This is a genomic window from Streptomyces sp. NPDC005402 (assembly GCF_040606575.1).
Classification (GTDB): domain Bacteria; phylum Actinomycetota; class Actinomycetes; order Streptomycetales; family Streptomycetaceae; genus Streptomyces.
Genome location: NZ_JBEXFB010000002.1, coordinates 540921 through 558152, shown reverse-complemented (window position 1 = coordinate 558152; position 17232 = coordinate 540921). Strand labels below are relative to the sequence as shown.

The window sequence follows — 17232 nt, the reverse complement described above, 5'->3', positions numbered from 1 at the left end:
AGAACGGCATGTGCCCAGAAGACTGATGCCGTGGCGCAGGCCACATCTACCGTCCCCGGCCATGAGCGCAGACACCAGCCCCGCCATCGAGCTGCGGGGCGCGAGCAAGACATTCCGGACCCCGTCGGGGGGTCTGCACACGGCTGTCAGCGGACTTGATCTCACGGTGGGGCGTGGGGAGTTCGTGGCCGTCGTCGGCCCCACGGGTTGCGGCAAGTCGACGACGTTGACGCTGGTCAGCGGGTTGGAAGAGCCCTCCGAAGGCGAGGTCCTGGTCGTCGGGGAGCCGGTCCGGGGAGTCGGGGACAAGGTCGGTTTCGTCTTCCAACAGGACGCGACCTTCCCCTGGCGCACGGTCCTGTCCAATGTCATGGCCGGCCCCCGCTTCCGCGGTGTGCCCAAGGCGGAGGCCAGGCTCAAGGCACGGGAGTGGCTGGCCCGGGTCGGGCTCACGGCCTTCGAGGACCGCTACCCCCATCAGCTCTCCGGAGGCCAGCGCAAGCGGGTCGCGCTCGCCGCGACCTTCGTCAACGACCCCGAGATCCTGCTCATGGACGAGCCGTTCTCCGCGCTCGACGTGCAGACCCGGGCCCTGATGTCCGACGAACTCCTCGAACTGTGGGAGGGCACGGGCGCCTCCGTCGTCTTCGTCACCCACGACCTGGAGGAGTCCATCGCGCTGGCCGACAAGGTCGTCGTGATGACGGCCGGGCCCGCCACCGTCAAGCAGGTCTTCGAGATCGACCTGCCGCGGCCGCGCAAGGTCGAGTCGGTACGCCTGGAGCCGCGGTTCATCGAGATCTACCGCGAGATCTGGCAGTCCCTCGGCGAAGAGGTCCGCATCACACGCGAGAGGGGCGCCGCTCATGTCGCCTGATGTCCTGCCCGAAGCTCAGATCGCGCCGCCCATGGACGAGCCCGGCAACAAGACGGACCGCGCGCACTCACGCGCGCGTGCCGCCCGCAGACGCCGGATCGTCGTCGCCGCGTCGCGCGTGCTCCTTCTGGTGGCCGTCCTGGGCCTGTGGGAAGTGCTCTCGCGGGCCGAGGTCATCGATCCCTTCAACTTCTCCATGCCGTCGAAGATCTGGGACCAGATCTGGACCTGGGTGACGCACGGGACCGCACTCGGTTCGTTGGGCGAGCAGATCTGGTACACGCTGTACGAGGCGCTGCTGGGCTGGGTCGTCGGCGTGGTGGCCGGTGTCGTCTTCGGTATCGCACTCGGGCGGATCACCTTGCTTGCCGACGTGCTTGGTCCATACATCAAGGTGCTCAACTCGATACCGAGGATTGTCCTTGCACCCATCTTCGTGATCTGGTTCGGACTCGGACCTGCCTCCAAGGTGGCCTCGGCCGTCGTGCTGGTCTTCTTTCCGGTCTTCTTCAACGCCTTCCAGGGCGCCCGCGAGGTGGACCGCAACCTGGTCGCCAACGCCCGCATCCTCGGCGCGAGCGACCGCAGGGTGACGCTTCAGGTCGTCATCCCCTCCGCGACCTCGTGGATCTTCACCAGCCTGCACGTCAGCTTCGGCTTCGCCCTCATCGGAGCGATCGTCGGCGAGTACATCGGCGCGACCAAGGGCATCGGCCTGCTCGTCGCGCAGTCGCAGGGCACCTTCAACGCGGCCGGCGTGTACGCCGCGATGGTCATCCTCGCCGTCGTCGCGCTCCTCGCCGAAGGGCTGCTCACCTTCGCCGAGCGCCGCATCTTCCGCTGGAAGGCGACGAGTTCCGACAGCTGAGGCCGTCCACGGGCAGTCCCCCTCGCCGGCTCCGGTCCTCTCACAGCAACCCCTCTTCGCCGGCTCCAGCCCTCTCACGGCAGCCGCCCCTCCCAATGCACCCCTCCCCGCATCGCCCCTCACAAGGACGTGAACCCCATGCGCAAGACCGCCAGATACACCTCCCTGGCCGCCGCCGGCCTGCTCGCCCTCTGCTCGCTCACCGCCTGTGCCAACGACGCCGCCAGTACGGCATCGGCCGACTCCGGAAGCAAGGGCGACGGCAAGGGGACCAAGGTCAAGATCATGGTCGGCGGCCTGGACAAGGTCATCTACCTGCCCGCGATGCTGACCCAGCGGCTCGGCTACTTCGACTCCGAGGGACTCGACGTGGAACTGCTGAGCGAGCCCGCCGGTGTCCAGGCCGAGACCGCGCTCGTCTCCGGCCAGGTCCAAGGAGCCGTCGGCTTCTACGACCACACCCTCGACCTGCAGGTGAAGGGCAAGGACGTGGAGTCGGTCGTGCAGTTCTCGCACGCGCCCGGCGAGGTGGAGATCGTCTCGAACAAGGCGGCGGGCGACATCACCTCACCCAAGGACTTCAAGGGCAAGAAGCTCGGCGTCACGGGCCTCGGCTCCTCGACCGACTTCCTGACCAAGTACCTCGCCGTCAAGAACGGCGTGAAGGTCAGCGACTTCACCCCGGTGGCCGTGGGTGCGGGGCCGACCTTCATCTCGGCACTCCAGCAGGGTTCGATCGACGGCGGCATGACCACCGACCCGACCGTCGCGACGATCCTGGACAAGAAGGCCGGCAAGGTCCTCCTGGACATGCGCACGCCCCAGGGGTCGGACGAGGCACTCGGCGGACCGTATCCGTCGTCAAGCCTGTACATGCAGACGGACTGGGTCAACGGTCACAAGGACACCGTCCAGAAGTTGGCCAATGCATTCGTCAAGACGCTCAAGTGGATGTCCACCCACAGCGCGACCCAGATCGCCGACAAGATGCCCGCCGACTACTCGCAGGGCAACAAGCTCCTGTACGCGGTGGCCATCAAGAACACGCTGCCGATGTTCACCAAGGACGGTGTGATGCCCGAGGACGGTCCCGAGACCGTCGAGAAAGTACTCAAGGCGTTCAACCCCAACATCCAGAACGCCGACGTCGACCTCGACAAGACGTACACGACGGAGTTCGTCGAGAAGGCCGCGCAGAACGCCGGCTGAGTCTCCTCACGCGCGGGTCGCCCACACGTAACGGTGTTCCGGGCGGCCCGCGTCGCCGTACTTGAGGGTGAGTCTGGCCCGCCCCGTGCGCTCCAGGAGCTTCAGATAGCGCTGGGCGGTCTGCCGGCTCACCCCTGTCCGATCGGCGATCTCCTGCGCCGACAGGGGCCCTTCGGCGTTCATCAGAGACCTGCGGACGAGCTCCACCGTGGTGGGGGAGTGCCCCTTGGGCAGATCGGGCTCCGCAGGCGAGGAGAGAGCGCCGAAGATGCGGTCGACCTCCGCCTGTTCCGCCTCGCCGCCGCCGTCCAGGGTGCGCCGCAGTTCGGCGTACGCCTCCAGCCTGGCCCTGAGGCCCGCGAAGGCGAACGGCTTGACCAGGTACTGCAGCGCGCCATGACGCATCGCCGCCTGCACGGTCGTCACGTCCCGCGCCGCCGTCACCATGATCACGTCGCTCTGGTGGCCGCGCCTGCGCATCTCCTGGACGACCGCCAGGCCCGTCTCGTCGGGCAGGTAGTGATCCATCAGGACCAGGTCGACGTGGGGGAGGGTCTCCAGCTGCCGCAACGCGTCCGCGGCGCTGTGCGCCTCGCCGGCCACGTGGAAGCCGGGCACCTTTTCGACGTAGGCGGCGTTGACGCGCGCCACGCGGGTGTCGTCGTCCACGACCAGGACCTCGATCATCACGACTCCTCCTCGGTGGCGGTCTGCTGGGTGGTCGATGCGGTGAGAGCCGGTTGCGGCTCGGCGAGTGCGTCCGGCAGTACGACGGTGAACTCCGCGCCTCCACCGCCCGCCTCGCCGACCGCCACACTGCCTCCCTGACGTTCGGCGAGCTTGCGGACGAGGGAGAGCCCGAGGCCCCGCCCCCGGTGCGCGGGGGGCTCCTTGGTCGACCAGCCCTCGGTGAAGACCAGTTCCCGCTGTTCCACAGGGATTCCGGGCCCGGTGTCCCGCACCCTGAGGACGGCGGTACGGCCCTCCGCGCGCAGCTCGACCTCCACGCGTGCGTGCGGTGCGCCGGCGACGGCGTCCAGGGCGTTGTCCACGAGGTTGCCGACGATCGTGACCAGGCCGCTCGGATCGACCAGCCGGTCCGGCAGCAGGGTCCGGTCGGAGACCCACAGGGCGACCCCGCGCTCGGCGGCGACGGTCGCCTTGCCCACCAGCAGCGCGGCGAGCAACGGGTCCTCGATCTTCTCGGTCACCTGCTCCGCGGTGGCCCGGTGGTCGCCGACGACCTCTCCGACGAACTCCACGGCATCGTCGTACATCTCCAGCTCCAGCAGCCCCAGGAGCGTGTGCATACGGTTTGCGTGCTCGTGGTCCTGGGCGCGCAGGGCGTCGATGAGACCGTGGGTCGAGTCGAGCTCCCGGCCGAGCTGCTCCAGCTCGGTGCGGTCGCGCAGGGTGGCGACGGCACCGCCGTCGTCGGTGGGCATGCGGTTGGCGACCAGCACCCGCTGGCCGCGGACGGTGACCAGATCGGTCCCTGTCACCCTTCCGGCCAGGACGTCCGCCGTACGGCCGTCTCCGAGCGCCTGGTCGGGGGAACGGCCGACGGCCTCGTCGCCGATGCCCAGCAGACGCCCGGCCTCGTCATTGAGCAGACGGATGCGGCCGGCACGGTCCAGGGCGACGACACCTTCCCGGATGCCGTGCAGCATGGCCTCGCGTTCGGCGAGGAGGGCGGAAATGTCGGAGAAGGCCAGGTCACGGGTCTGCCGCTGGACTCTCCGGGAGATCAGCCAGGCTGCCAGCGCGCCGACGGCGAGCGCCCCGCCGGCGTAGGCGAACAGTCCCGGGATCGCGTGGATCAGCCGGGCGCGCACGCTGTCGTAGGCGATGCCGACGGAGACGGCCCCGACGATGTGGTGCCGGCTGTCGTAGAGCGGCACCTTGCCGCGGGCGGTGCGGCCCAGGGTGCCGCTGTCGATCTGCATGATCTCCTTGCCGGCCAGGGCCTGGCCCGGGTCGGTCGAGACGATCCTGCCCACCTCGCTGCGGGTGGGGTGCGACCAGCGGACGCCTCGCCAGTCCATCACCACGACGTACTCGGCCCCGGTCGCCCTGCGGATCCGCTCGGCCTCCCGCTGGACGGGCCCGTTGGGCAGTGGGGGCGTGTCCGTGACCTGCTCGGCGATCCGCGACTCCGCGGCTGTGGTCTGGGCGATGGCCAGCGCCCGGCGCATCGCCTGGTCGTCCAGCTGGTTGCTCAGAGGCGCGAGGAACAGACCGGTCGCGAGTACCGCGACTCCCGCGGCGATCGCCAACTGCATCAGAAGCACCTGCGAGAACACGCGGCGGGGCAGTCCGAGGCGCAGGCGGCGGGCGGGGGGAGTGCGGCTCATACCCATGACGGTACGGGGAGGCGCCGGATCCGCCGTAGGGGTGTGGGATGGATCTCTTGATCAATACGTTGACGGGTCCGCCGGTCCGGTCAGCACGCCAGCGCTGTCGATGTCCTCAGCTCGCGCACCGCCACCACGTCCATCCGCGCGGGTGAGCCGAGCACCGACGCTCCGCAGCTCTCCGGACGGGGTGGCAGGGACGCGGTCTGGGCCACCAGGACGCGCCAGTGACGGCCGTCGGCGTGCGCGACGGTCACCTCCCAGTGCGGGGCCGTGCCGTCCGTGCGGACGACGGTCAGGGCATCGGCCGCGTATTCGCGCACCGCCGTGCGCACGGCCAGCTCGGCCGCCTGGCCGGGACGCTCCCAGGCGGAGTTGCCGCGACACCCCTCGACCACGATCCGGCCCTCCCGGACGCTGTGGAGGACTTCCTTGACGGCATGGGCCTCCGCGCGGCCGTAGGCGTAGCCGTACGGCAGGACGAGCAGCGTCGGCGAGAACCGGTGACCACCCAGATGGGTGACCTCCCAGGCGCCCTCGACGCCCGAGGCGGCCAGTTCCGCGGCGAGCGGGCGGCCGAGGAGCGCACAGCAGCGGTCACGCTTGCCGTTGGTGCAGACGAGCGCGAGCGGATCTCCGGCGTGGGGGTGTCCGCCGAGCGCCGTGTCGAAGCTGCTGTGGTCGCCCCTGCCGAGTGCGGCGAGGTCCAGGTCGAGCAGGTCCCGCGGATCGCGGGTCGTCGCACTGTGCAGCCAGACGTTGCCGGGCACGGTGTGGGCGGCGTACACCTGCCGGGTGGTGGGTGTTCCGCTGTCGGCGTGCCGTCCGGGGCGGCGGATGAGTGCGATGCGCACGCCCGTGTCCTTCGCTGCGGCCTCCAGGGCGCGGCCCAGCGCGGGGTCCAGGTGGCTCGACGTGAGCGCCTTGGCGCCCCAGGGGCCGGGCTGCTCCAGCAACAGCCAGGTCCGCGCGGTGGCCGCGGTTCCGGAAACGGGCTCGTCGAGGTCGTGCGAGACCGTTGAGCAGGTACTCACAGAGGTGAGCCTAACCTGACTTGCCGCGCGGCGGCTTCCGGCCGTGTCCGTGTCCGTGCTACGGCAGCGGTTGCGGAGGCTTCGGGCCCACATAAGTGCCGCTCGGGCGCATGCGCAGCGGGCGTTCCCCGTACTCCTCCAGCGCGTGGGCGATCCAGCCCGCCGTACGGGCGACGGCGAAGATCGTCTCGCCGGCCGTGGCCGGCATCCCGGAGGAGGCGGTGAGTACGGCGAGGGCCAGGTCCACGTTGGCGTGCAGGGGGGCGTGGCGGGCGGTGGTGGCCACGATGTCGCGGGCCGCGAGGAGGGCGGGCTCGGCGCGCGGGATCTCCTCCAGGAGCGCGAACAGGGCACGCGCGCGAGGGTCCTCGCCGGGGTAGAGCCGGTGACCGAGGCCCGGGATGCGGCGGCCGGCCCGCAGTTCCTCCGCGATCACGGGGGCCGCGTCGCCACGGTCGAGCACGTCGAGCAGCAGCCTGTGGGCGAGCCCGCTGGCCGCACCGTGCAAGGGGCCCTCCAGGACGCCGAGTCCGGCGGAGACGGCCGCGTACGCGTGCGCGTGGGCCGATGCGGCGACGCGTACCGCGAGGGTCGAGGCGGCGAGGTCGTGGTCGACGAGCAGGCCGAGTGCGCTGTCCAGCGCGCGCAGAGACGCCTCGTCGGGCTTGCGGCCGCTGAGGCGCGTCCACAGCCGGTGAGCCAGCGGGCCGTCGTCGCGGCGGCGGTCGCGCGCCACCGGCGGGAGGGCGGCGACGAGAGTCGGGATGAGGGCCCGCGCGGTGCCGAGCACGGCCTCCTCGGACAGGTCGAAACGCAGTGGGTCGACCGCCGCGGCGGCGATCGCGGCGACGCGCAGCCGGTCGGTGGGGCCGGTGTGTTCGGGCAGTGCGTCCACCGCGCGGCGGGCCGTCTCGACCGTGGCGTCGGGTGCGGTGAAGGTGATGCCGGGCTGCATGTGGCCGGTCCAGAGCCACTCCGCGATCTCTTCGTAGGAGTGGCGCGCGGCGAGTTCGGTCGCGTCGACGCCCCGGAAGTAGTAGCGGTCGCGGTCGATGAGCGTGATGCGGGTCCGTACGGACAGGTCGCCGCCGGAGCCCGGACTCCCGCTGCTCTCCCGGCGGTTGCGCCGGGAGAGGGCCTCCACCTCCTTGGCGTCGAAGGTGCTGCCCCGGCCGCCGGGGACGCGTCGGCTGCTGAGCTGGCCGCGGCTCACGTAGGCGTAGACGGTCTCGGGCTTCACGCCCAGCAGTTCGGCGGCTTCCTTGGTGCTGAGCCGGTGTTCGGCGGGCCCGGGGAGAGGGTCTTGATCGCGCATAAGAGGTCACCGTATCCGCAGCCGGGTGGGTTGATTGATGTGCATTGATTCAATCAATATTGACAGCGAATGAGTCAACCATGGACAGTCGAATCAAGTCCAGGGAGGAATCATGACGGTCAACAGGTCCGCAACCACACTCGTCGACGTACCGCGAGGACTCGCCGGAGTCGTCGTCACCGACACCGAGGTCGGGGACGTTCGGGGGAGCGAGGGCTTCTATCACTACCGCCAGTACTCGGCCGTCGAGCTCGCGCAGACCCGCGGCTTCGAGGACGTCTGGCATCTGCTGGTCCACGGCGCACTGCCGGACCCCGGACAGACCGTGGCCTTCCGCGCCGAGACCGCGGCGTTGCGGCGGCTGCCCGACGAAGTGCGGGCGGCACTGCCGGCGATCGCGGCGGCGAGTGGACGGTCCGGTCCTCTCGCCGGCATGCGCACGGCCCTGTCGCTGCTCGGTGCGGCGAAGGGGTTCCGGCCGGTTTACGACATCGACCCGGACGAGCGCCGAGGGGACACGCTCGTGGCGGCAGCGGCGGTGCCGACGCTGCTCACCGCGTTGCACAGGCTGGGCAAGGGGCTCGATCCGGTGGAGCCGCGTGAGGATCTCTCGTACGCGGCGAACTACCTCTACATGTTGACGGGTTCGGAGCCGGAGCCGCAGCGGGCCCGGGCGGTCGAACAGTACTTGATCTCAACCATTGATCACGGATTCAATGCATCAACCTTTACCGCCCGGGTCATCGCGTCGACGGGGGCGGATGTGGTGGCGTGTCTCGTGGGGGCGGTGGGCGCCCTTTCCGGGCCGCTGCATGGTGGCGCGCCCAGCCGCGCGTTGGACACCCTGGACGCCATCGGCACGCCCGAACGTATCGACCCCTGGATCCGTGAGCGTGTCCTCGCCGGTGAGCGCATCATGGGCTTCGGGCATGCGGTCTACCGCACGGAGGACCCGCGTTCCCGGATGCTCCGGGAGGTGGCGCAGCCGTTCGGCGGGCCCCGAGTGGACTTCGCCGTCGAGGTGGAACGCCGGGTCGAGGCGATCCTGGCCGAACTGAAGCCGGGGCGGGAACTCCACACCAACGTCGAGTTCTACGCGGGCGTGGTCATGGAACTGTGCGGTCTGCCCCGGGAGATGTTCACGCCTACGTTCGCGGCGGCGCGGGTGGTGGGGTGGAGCGCCAACATCCTTGAACAGGCGGCGGACTCGAAGATCATTCGGCCGGTGGCGCGGTATGTGGGGGCGGAGGCGCCGGTGGCGGTGCCGGTGATGGCCCAGGCATGATGAGGCCCGGTGCCGTTCTGGCGCCGGGCTCACAGGAGGACGTGAGCAGTGGCGGGGTGGTCGATCTGCTCGGACTGGACCCGGGGCCGCTCGTCGATGGGTGCGGCGGGGCGATGTCCCACGGGGCACGAGTGAGGGTGGCTCAAGTGCCCGGGGCGGGCATCAGGCGTCGGGGATGTCGACCTTGGCGCGTACCAGGGTCTCCCGGCTCACCACGACGATCCGCTCGTAGTCGGCGCGTGCCGCATCGGGAGGGAGCTGACCGTCGAGCGCCGCGGTGGCCTCGGTCCCGATCACGGCGAAGTTGCCGTCACTGAGCTCGAAGATGTCGGGACAGGTGTCGCCGCTCATGCTCCCGCGTTCCCTGGGAGAGGCACCAATGCGACGCACGATTCTCAAGGGGGTCCCCGTTCTCACGATGTGGGTGTTGGGCGGGGGACAGGTTAGTCCCACCGTGACCCCCTGACGTCACACCCGGTGTCCACCTGTCGAGACGGTCTACGCCAAACGGATCTGCTCGCCAGGCGTTTCTCCTTGCCCCAACTGGTCTCATTCAACCGGAGGTTCACCCACCACCCACCACTCCTCCGTGTCGGCCTCGTCCAGATCGCGAATGAGGTTGTCCACCATCCGGCCGATCCGTCCCTCCTCGGAGTCGTCCTTGAGGCTTGCCCGGTGCGGGCGCGTGGACTCCCAGTACCTGCGGAAGAGCGCGCTCCGGCAGAGCACCCGCAAGTGGCCGTGCAACTCCTCCAGGGTCGCGACGCCGATGCGGTAGCCGAACAGCGCGTTGGAGTAGAGGGCGTTCGCGAAAAGATGCTGCCGGAGATGGGTGGGCGACTCCACCTCGAAGGTGCTCAGCACCTCGGCCAGTTCGGGATCATCTATGGCGCGCTCCAGGAGGCCGAGCTGCAGCCTCTGGTAGTCCACCAGGCCGGCGCGGGGATCGCCGCTGCGACGTGCTTCTTCGGGCCGGCGTCGCGGTCCCTCGCGGCGTCGCCTTCGTGCGGTCAGCGTGGTGAGGACTCCGGCGGTGAACGCGACCCCCGCCGCGAGCACGGAATCGAGCCCCGGCATCCCAGACTTCTGTGTGGCCATGTCAACCCCAGATTCAAACGGCCGTCCGCCGGTCGTCGGGGTGCGGGTCGATGGGGACCGGCGAGCGGTGGGCGGCGCTTGCCGTCTCCCAGAGTGCCGAGCGGCTCTGATCGGCGGGGGGAGGCGGAGAGGGCGCACGGAGGGAAGTGAGGGTCGCACGAACCGGCGCCTTGCCCAACGTCTGCCCCGCAAGTGCTGCTAACAATCGTTCACTTCGAGGGGATTGTTCCGGCTCGTATCCTGGTCCGGCATTCACACCTCGTACGTGCGCCGGGACCGCGATCCGGTGCACGCAGCAGCGCGAAAGAGGTCGTACGTTGAGTCAGCCGAGCGGGAGCCCCCGGCAGATCCCGGTCGTCGTGCTCGCCGGATTCCTGGGTTCCGGCAAGACCACGCTCCTCAATCATCTCCTCCACCGCAGCGGCGGCAGTCGTATCGGAGCCGTCGTCAACGACTTCGGTGCCATCGAGATCGACGCCATGGCCGTCGCCGGCGCGCTCGGCGACTCCACCGTCTCCCTCGGGAACGGCTGCCTGTGCTGCGCCGTCGACGTCAGCGAGCTCGACGGGTACCTCGCCAAGCTCGCCCACCCCGATGCCGGCATCGACGTCATCGTCATCGAGGCCAGCGGGCTCGCCGAGCCGCAGGAACTCGTCCGCATGGTGCTCGCCAGCGAGCAGCCGGACATCGTCTACGGCGGTCTCGTCGAGGTCGTCGACGCCGCCGAGTTCGACGACACCCGCGCCAAGCACCCCGAGCTGGACCGGCATCTCGCCCTCGCCGACCTCGTCGTGGTCAACAAGCTCGACCGGGCGGCCGCCCCTCAAGACGCCGAGCGCCTTCTGGCGGTCGTCCGATCCCTCGTCGACGGCGCCGCCGTCGTTCCCGCCACCTACGGCCGCGTCGACCCCGAGTTCCTCTTCGACTGCCGCCCCGCCGAGGAGCGCATCGGACAGCTCTCCTTCGACGACCTGCACGACCACCACCACAACGACGACCACGGCCACGCGGCGCATCTCCACTCCGCCTACGACAGCCTCTCCTTCACCTCCCACACGCCCCTCGACCCCCGCCGGCTCATGGCCTTCCTCGACAGCCGGCCCGAGGGCCTGTACAGGATCAAGGGATACGTCGACTTCGGGCCGTACGACGTCCGCAACCGTTACGCCGTACACGCCGTGGGGCGGTTCCTGCGGTTCTACCCGGAACCCTGGCCGGCCGGCGACCCCCGCCTCACCCAGCTCGTCCTCATCGGCTCCGGCATCGACACGCCCGCCCTCGGCAAGGAACTGGAGGCGTGCAGGGCGGACACGACAGACGCCCCGCACGCCGCCGACGAGGCCGGCATGTGGGGCGTCCTGCGTTACGTACAGGGGACCGAAGAGGGCCCCGAAGTACCGGCCTGAGGGCCTAGACCGGCCCCGCCACCACCGACACCGTCTTCGCCAGCGACACGCCCGAGCCGTCACGGCGCGGGTCGATCTCCGGGAGGTCGACCGGGGTGCCGTTCTTCTGTGCGGCGCGGGCCGGGACGGCCCCCGCCCAGGCCAGGGACAGGCAGTCCTCGCCCTTCAGGAACCGCTGGCAGCGGACCCCGCCCGTGGCGCGGCCCTTGCGCGGGTACTGGTCGAACGGGGTCAGCTTGGCCGTCGTCTGGACCGAGTCGTCGAGCGTGCCGCGCGAGCCCGCGACCGTGAAGACGACCGCGTCCACCGCCGGGTCCACCGCGGTGAAGGAGATGACCTTCGCGCCCTCGGTGAGCTTGATGCCCGTCATACCGCCCGCCGGACGGCCCTGCGGACGGACCTGGGCCGCCTGGTAGCGCAGGAGCTGGGCGTCGTCGGTGATGAAGACCAGGTCCTCCTCGCCGGTGCGCAGTTCCACCGCGCCGACGATCCGGTCACCCTCCTTGAGCGTGATGACCTCCAACTCGTCCTTGTTGGACGGATAGTCGGGGACCACGCGCTTGACGACGCCCTGTTCGGTGCCGAGCGCCAGACCGGGCGAGGACTCGTCCAGCGTGGTGAGGCAGATCAGCGTCTCGTCGTCCTCCAGGGAGAGGAACTCCGTCAGCGGGGCGCCGCCCGCGAGGTTCGCGGCCGACTCCGGGAGCTGCGGCAGGTCGATGACGTTGATCCGCAGCAGGCGGCCCGAGGAGGTCACCGCGCCGATCTCGCCCCGGGCGGTGGCCGGCACCGCGGAGACGATCACGTCGTGCTTGTTCCGCTTGCCGCCGGCCTCCTCCGGGAACGGCTCGCCGTTCGCCGTACGGGCCAGCAGCCCCGTCGAGGACAGCAGCACCCGGCACGGGTCGTCCGCCACCTGGAGGGGCACGGCGGCCACCGGGGCCGTCGCTCCGGCCTCCAGCAGGACCGTGCGCCGCTCGGTGCCGTACTTCTTGGCGACCGCGGCCAGTTCGGCGGAGACCAGCTTGCGCAGCTCGGCGTCCGACTCCAGGATCCGGGTCAGCTCCGCGATCTCCGCGTTGAGCCGGTCCTGCTCCGACTCCAGCTCGTTGCGGTCGAACCTGGTCAGGCGCCGCAGGGGCGTGTCCAGGATGTACTGCGTCTGGATGTCGCTCAGCGAGAAGCGCTCGATCAGGCGCTCCTTCGCCTGTGCGGAGTTGTCGCTGGAGCGGATGATGCGGATGACCTCGTCGATGTCGACCAGGGCGGTGAGCAGGCCCTCGACCAGGTGCAACCGGTCGCGCCGCTTGGTGCGCCGGAACTCGCTCCGGCGGCGCACCACTTCGAAGCGGTGGTCGAGGTAGACCTCCAGGAGTTCCTTGAGGCCCAGCGTGAGCGGCTGTCCGTCCACCAGCGCCACGTTGTTGACGCCGAAGGACTCCTCCATCGGCGTCAGCTTGTAGAGCTGCTCCAGGACCGCCTCCGGCACGAAGCCGTTCTTGATCTCGATGACCAGGCGCAGGCCGTGCGCGCGGTCGGTGAGGTCCTTGACGTCGGCGATGCCCTGGAGCTTCTTCGAGCCGACCAGGTCCTTGATCTTGGCGATCACCTTCTCCGGGCCGACCGTGAAGGGCAGCTCGGTGACGACGAGGCCCTTGCGGCGGGCCGTCACCGTCTCCACCGACACCGTCGCGCGGATCTTGAAGGTGCCGCGGCCCGTCTCGTAGGCGTCCCGGATGCCGGAGAGACCGACGATCCGGCCGCCGGTGGGCAGGTCGGGGCCCGGGATGTGCTTCATCAGGGCGTCCAGATCCGCGTTCGGGTAGCGGATCAGGTGGCGGGCGGCCGCGATGACCTCGGTGAGGTTGTGCGGCGCCATGTTGGTGGCCATGCCGACCGCGATGCCCGAGGCGCCGTTCACCAGGAGGTTGGGGAAGGCGGCGGGCAGTGCGCCCGGCTCCTGCTCCTGGCCGTCGTAGTTCGGTGCGAAGTCGACCGTGTCCTCGTCGATGGACTCCGTCATCAGGCTCGCGGCCTCGGCCGCGCGGCACTCGGTGTACCGCATGGCGGCCGGCGGGTCGTCGTTGCCCAGCGAGCCGAAGTTGCCGTGGCCGTCGACCAGCGGCACGCTCATCGAGAAGGGCTGGGCCATGCGCACGAGGGCGTCGTAGATCGACGCGTCGCCGTGCGGGTGCAGCTTGCCCATGACCTCGCCGACCACGCGGGCGCACTTCACATAGCCGCGGTCGGGGCGCAGGCCCATCTCGTTCATCTGGTAGACGATGCGCCGGTGCACCGGCTTGAGACCGTCGCGGGCGTCGGGGAGCGCGCGGGAGTAGATGACCGAGTACGCGTACTCGAGGTACGAGCCCTTCATCTCGTCCACGACGTCGATGTCGAGGATCCGCTCCTCGTACGAGTCGTCGGGCGGCGGGGTCTTCGTGCTGCGGCGGGCCATCGCTGCCGGCTCCTCTTTTCTGGTCGCTCGCCTACGGGTCGCTCACGTCGGCCCTTTGGCTCACTCTTGCTGAAGCGTGAACGGGATCTGACGCGGACCATTGTGGACCGCGGCACTGACAGTCCGGGCCAGGGCCCGGCTGAGCCGCCCTGCCCGGCGGCCACCGGGCCACCCGGCCCGGCGACCGCACAGCGCCCCGCTCGCGGTTGCCCGCAGGCTACGCGATCCGCTGTGGGCGTACGCGCCCCGGGAACTTCGCCGAGGGTCCGCACGCTTGCATACAGTGGCAGGACCGGCAGGAAAACCGCGGTTTCGACGACCGCGACCGCGATCGAAGGGACGTACATGCCCATGGGTCACACGGCCACAGACCAGGCAGGCACCGGGGGCCTGACAGCGACCGAGCACCGCCTGGCCAACGGCCTGCGCGTGGTGCTCTCCGAGGACCACCTGACCCCGGTTGCGGCGGTGTGCCTCTGGTACGACGTCGGCTCGCGCCACGAGGTCAAGGGACGTACCGGCCTTGCTCACCTTTTCGAGCACTTGATGTTCCAGGGCTCGAAGCAGGTGCACGGCAACGGGCACTTCGAGCTCGTCCAGGGTGCGGGCGGCTCGCTCAACGGCACCACCAGCTTCGAGCGCACCAACTACTTCGAGACCATGCCGACCCACCAGCTGGAGCTCGCTCTCTGGCTGGAGGCCGACCGCATGGGCTCGCTGCTGGCCGCCCTCGACGACGAGTCGATGGAGAACCAGCGCGACGTCGTCAAGAACGAGCGCAGGCAGCGCTACGACAACGTCCCCTACGGCACCGCGTTCGAGAAGCTGACCGCGCTCGCCTACCCGGAGGGCCACCCCTACCACCACACCCCGATCGGCTCGATGGCCGATCTGGACGCGGCAACGCTGGAGGACGCGCGCGCGTTCTTCCGGACGTACTACGCGCCCAACAACGCCGTCCTGTCGGTCGTCGGCGACATCGACCCGGAGCAGACGCTCGCCTGGATCGAGCAGTACTTCGGCTCCATCCCCTCGCACGACGGCAAGCCCGCGCCCCGCGACGGTTCCCTGCCCGAGATCATCGGTGAGCAGCTGCGCGAGGTCGTCGAGGAGGAGGTCCCCGCGCGCGCGTTGATGGCCGCCTACCGGCTGCCGCACGACGGCACCCGCGAGGCCGACGCGGCCGACCTCGCCCTCACCGTCCTCGGTGGCGGCGAGTCCTCCCGCCTCTACAACCGGCTCGTACGGCGCGACCGTACGGCTGTCGCGGCCGGCTTCGGCCTGCTGCGCCTGGCCGGTGCGCCCTCCCTGGGCTGGCTCGACGTGAAGACCTCCGGTGACGTCGAGGTGCCGGTCATCGAGACCGCCATCGACGAGGAGCTCGCGCGGTTCGCCGCGGAGGGCCCCACGGCCGAGGAAATGGAGCGCGCCCAGGCCCAGTTGGAGCGCGAGTGGCTGGACCGGCTCGGCACCGTCGCGGGCCGCGCCGACGAACTGTGCCGTTTCGCCGTGCTGTTCGGCGACCCGCAGCTCGCCCTGACCGCCGTACAGCGGGTCCTGGAGGTGAGCGCCGAGGAGGTGCAGGAGGTCGCCAAGGCCAAGCTGCGCCCCGACAACCGCGCGGTGCTCGTCTACGAGCCCACCGCACCGGCGGAGATCGCCGACAGCGCCGAGGACGCCGCCGAGGACCCGCAGGCCGCGGCGACCGTAGAAGCCAGCGACGACAACGAGGAGGCGGCCAAGTGACCGAGCTCGCCGCGATGGAATTCCACCCGCAGCCGCAGGCGGGCGAGCCCAAGGTCTGGGCCTTCCCCGCCCCCGAGCGCGGGACGCTCGACAACGGCCTCACCCTGCTGCGCTGCCACCGCCCCGGCCAGCAGGTCGTGGCCGTCGAAGTGCTCCTGGACGCGCCCCTGGACGCCGAGCCGGCCGGTCTGGACGGTGTCGCCACGATCATGGCGCGCGCGTTCTCCGAGGGCACCGACAAGCACTCCGCCGAGGAGTTCGCCGCCGAGCTGGAGCGCTGCGGCGCCACGCTCGACGCGCACGCCGACCACCCGGGCGTCCGCCTCAGCCTCGAAGTGCCCGCCTCCCGCCTGGCAAAGGCGCTCGGTCTGCTGGCCGACGCGCTCAGGGCGCCCGCGTTCGCGGACAGCGAGGTCGAACGGCTGGTCCGCAACCGCCTCGACGAGATCCCGCACGAGCTGGCCAACCCCTCCCGCCGCGCGGCCAAGGAGCTCTCCCGGGAACTGTTCCCGGCGGACTCGCGCATGTCGCGCCCGCGCCAGGGCACCGAGGAGACCGTCGAGAACATCGACTCCGCGGCCGTACGCGCCTTCTACGAGAAGCATGTGCGGCCCGCCACCGCGACCGCCGTGGTCGTCGGCGACCTCACCGGCATCGACCTGGACGCGCTGCTCGCCGACACCCTCGGCTCCTGGACCGGCTCCACGGCACAGCCGCGCCCGGTACCGCCGGTGACCGCCGACGACACCAGCCGGGTCGTCATCGTGGACCGCCCCGGCGCCGTCCAGACGCAGCTCCTGATCGGCCGTGTCGGCGCCGACCGGCACGCACGCGTGTGGCCCGCGCAGGTGCTCGGCACGTACTGCCTCGGCGGCACCCTCACCTCCCGCCTGGACCGCGTCCTGCGCGAGGAGAAGGGCTACACCTACGGCGTACGGTCGTTCGGGCAGGTCCTCAGGTCCGCGCCGGACGGCTCGGGCGCCGCGATGCTCGCCATCAGCGGTTCGGTCGACACCCCGAACACCGGTCCCGCGCTGGACGATCTGTGGAAGGTGCTGCGCACGCTCGCCGAGGGCGGCCTCACCGACGCCGAACGGGACGTCGCCGTACAGAACCTCGTCGGTGTGGCACCGCTCAAGTACGAGACCGCGGCGGCCGTCGCGAGCACGCTGGCCGACCAGGTCGAGCAGCACCTGCCCGACGACTACCAGGCGACGCTGTACCAGCAGCTCGCCACGACCGGCACCGTCGAGGCCACCGCCGCCGTCGTGAACGCCTTCCCGGTGGACCGGCTCGTGACGATCCTGGTCGGCGACGCGGCCGCCATCAAGGAGCCCGTCGAGGCCCTCGGTATCGGCGAAGTCAAGGTCGTGACGGCCGAGTAGAGGGATCCTGTCCCGAAGGGGCCCTGGTGACGCGGGTGTCACCAGGGCCCCTTCGACACCCGGGTCTCTTAGATGTCCGAATTGGGCAGGAGGTTGCCTGTCTGCCCTGTGGGATGCGCTACAAAAGCCCTGATCGGTTTGGGGATTGAAAGTGGCCCCGCTTAGCGTCCTCTGGGCTGTCCGTCAGGCACTGCGCC

14 protein-coding genes are annotated in these 17232 nt (G+C 70.3%); 7 read left to right on the top strand and 7 right to left on the bottom strand.

All coding sequences use genetic code 11. From position 1 onward, the window contains the following. Positions 1 to 61: 61 nt before the first annotated feature. The 3 genes from ABZT02_RS05490 (at position 62) to ABZT02_RS05480 (ending at position 2954) form a co-directional block, all read left to right on the top strand. Positions 62 to 877 (top strand): ABC transporter ATP-binding protein, encoded by an 816-nt coding sequence (locus tag ABZT02_RS05490; protein ID WP_356014452.1) that lies wholly within the window; start codon positions 62 to 64, stop codon positions 875 to 877. Beyond that, the gene (locus ABZT02_RS05485) at positions 867 to 1745 is read left to right on the top strand and encodes an ABC transporter permease (protein ID WP_356014450.1); all 879 of its coding nucleotides are present in this window, start codon (positions 867 to 869) and stop codon (positions 1743 to 1745) included. The genes ABZT02_RS05490 and ABZT02_RS05485 overlap by 11 nt, the downstream gene beginning before the upstream one ends. 138 nt (positions 1746 to 1883) lie before the next feature. After that, positions 1884 to 2954 carry an ABC transporter substrate-binding protein gene (locus tag ABZT02_RS05480; RefSeq protein ID WP_356014448.1) on the top strand — a complete coding sequence of 357 codons (1071 nt, stop codon included), beginning with the start codon at positions 1884 to 1886 and terminating at the stop codon, positions 2952 to 2954. A 6-nt stretch (positions 2955 to 2960) separates the two neighbouring features. Here the strand turns inward: ABZT02_RS05480 and ABZT02_RS05475 are convergent, their stop codons facing one another. The 4 genes from ABZT02_RS05475 to ABZT02_RS05460 form a co-directional block, all read right to left on the bottom strand. Beyond that, positions 2961 to 3641 (bottom strand): response regulator, encoded by a 681-nt coding sequence (locus tag ABZT02_RS05475; RefSeq protein WP_356014607.1) that lies wholly within the window; start codon positions 3639 to 3641, stop codon positions 2961 to 2963. Beyond that, on the bottom strand, positions 3641 to 5308 hold the full coding sequence (locus ABZT02_RS05470; RefSeq protein WP_356014446.1) for a sensor histidine kinase: 1668 nt from the start codon (positions 5306 to 5308) through the stop codon (positions 3641 to 3643). The genes ABZT02_RS05475 and ABZT02_RS05470 overlap by 1 nt, the downstream gene beginning before the upstream one ends. Positions 5309 to 5397: 89 nt before the next feature. Continuing rightward, the gene (locus ABZT02_RS05465; protein ID WP_356014444.1) at positions 5398 to 6342 is read right to left on the bottom strand and encodes a sucrase ferredoxin; all 945 of its coding nucleotides are present in this window, start codon (positions 6340 to 6342) and stop codon (positions 5398 to 5400) included. Positions 6343 to 6400: 58 nt separating this feature from the next. Further along, positions 6401 to 7657 carry a citrate synthase gene (locus ABZT02_RS05460; protein WP_356014441.1) on the bottom strand — a complete coding sequence of 419 codons (1257 nt, stop codon included), beginning with the start codon at positions 7655 to 7657 and terminating at the stop codon, positions 6401 to 6403. Positions 7658 to 7769: 112 nt separating this feature from the next. Between ABZT02_RS05460 and ABZT02_RS05455 the strand changes: the two genes are divergently transcribed. Beyond that, positions 7770 to 8942, top strand: coding sequence for a citrate synthase/methylcitrate synthase (locus ABZT02_RS05455; protein WP_356014440.1), 1173 nt, complete (start codon positions 7770 to 7772; stop codon positions 8940 to 8942). A 162-nt stretch (positions 8943 to 9104) separates the two neighbouring features. Here ABZT02_RS05455 and ABZT02_RS05450 read toward each other — a convergent pair whose 3' ends face one another. Beyond that, on the bottom strand, positions 9105 to 9341 hold the full coding sequence (locus ABZT02_RS05450; RefSeq protein ID WP_356014439.1) for a hypothetical protein: 237 nt from the start codon (positions 9339 to 9341) through the stop codon (positions 9105 to 9107). Between the two features lie 150 nt (positions 9342 to 9491). Beyond that, complete coding sequence (locus ABZT02_RS05445; protein ID WP_356014437.1) at positions 9492 to 10019, bottom strand: DUF6082 family protein; 528 nt, start codon at positions 10017 to 10019, stop codon at positions 9492 to 9494. A gap of 338 nt (positions 10020 to 10357) precedes the next feature. Here ABZT02_RS05445 and ABZT02_RS05440 point away from each other — a divergent pair, with 338 nt between their 5' ends. After that, complete coding sequence (locus ABZT02_RS05440; protein WP_356014435.1) at positions 10358 to 11446, top strand: GTP-binding protein; 1089 nt, start codon at positions 10358 to 10360, stop codon at positions 11444 to 11446. 4 nt (positions 11447 to 11450) lie between these two features. Here ABZT02_RS05440 and ABZT02_RS05435 read toward each other — a convergent pair whose 3' ends face one another. Next, positions 11451 to 13904, bottom strand: coding sequence for a DNA topoisomerase IV subunit A (locus ABZT02_RS05435; RefSeq protein ID WP_356014432.1), 2454 nt, complete (start codon positions 13902 to 13904; stop codon positions 11451 to 11453). A gap of 351 nt (positions 13905 to 14255) precedes the next feature. Between ABZT02_RS05435 and ABZT02_RS05430 the strand changes: the two genes are divergently transcribed. Both ABZT02_RS05430 and ABZT02_RS05425 read left to right on the top strand, forming a co-directional pair. Further along, positions 14256 to 15650 carry a pitrilysin family protein gene (locus tag ABZT02_RS05430; protein WP_356014605.1) on the top strand — a complete coding sequence of 465 codons (1395 nt, stop codon included), beginning with the start codon at positions 14256 to 14258 and terminating at the stop codon, positions 15648 to 15650. Further along, on the top strand, positions 15647 to 17035 hold the full coding sequence (locus tag ABZT02_RS05425; RefSeq protein ID WP_356014430.1) for a pitrilysin family protein: 1389 nt from the start codon (positions 15647 to 15649) through the stop codon (positions 17033 to 17035). Before ABZT02_RS05430 ends, ABZT02_RS05425 begins: the two co-directional genes overlap by 4 nt. The last annotated feature ends 197 nt before the right edge of the window (positions 17036 to 17232 follow it).

Excerpts from the sequence above, each read along its gene's own strand:
- ABZT02_RS05490 (WP_356014452.1), top strand. The coding sequence starts at position 62 with ATGAGCGCAGACACCAGCCCCGCCATCGAGCTGCGGGGCGCGAGCAAG.
- ABZT02_RS05485 (WP_356014450.1), top strand. The coding sequence starts at position 867 with ATGTCGCCTGATGTCCTGCCCGAAGCTCAGATCGCGCCGCCCATGGAC.
- ABZT02_RS05480 (WP_356014448.1), top strand. The coding sequence starts at position 1,884 with ATGCGCAAGACCGCCAGATACACCTCCCTGGCCGCCGCCGGCCTGCTC.
- ABZT02_RS05475 (WP_356014607.1), bottom strand. The coding sequence starts at position 3,641 with ATGATCGAGGTCCTGGTCGTGGACGACGACACCCGCGTGGCGCGCGTC.
- ABZT02_RS05470 (WP_356014446.1), bottom strand. The coding sequence starts at position 5,308 with ATGAGCCGCACTCCCCCCGCCCGCCGCCTGCGCCTCGGACTGCCCCGC.
- ABZT02_RS05460 (WP_356014441.1), bottom strand. The coding sequence starts at position 7,657 with ATGCGCGATCAAGACCCTCTCCCCGGGCCCGCCGAACACCGGCTCAGC.
- ABZT02_RS05455 (WP_356014440.1), top strand. The coding sequence starts at position 7,770 with ATGACGGTCAACAGGTCCGCAACCACACTCGTCGACGTACCGCGAGGA.
- ABZT02_RS05445 (WP_356014437.1), bottom strand. The coding sequence starts at position 10,019 with ATGCCGGGGCTCGATTCCGTGCTCGCGGCGGGGGTCGCGTTCACCGCC.
- ABZT02_RS05435 (WP_356014432.1), bottom strand. The coding sequence starts at position 13,904 with ATGGCCCGCCGCAGCACGAAGACCCCGCCGCCCGACGACTCGTACGAG.
- ABZT02_RS05430 (WP_356014605.1), top strand. The coding sequence starts at position 14,256 with ATGGGTCACACGGCCACAGACCAGGCAGGCACCGGGGGCCTGACAGCG.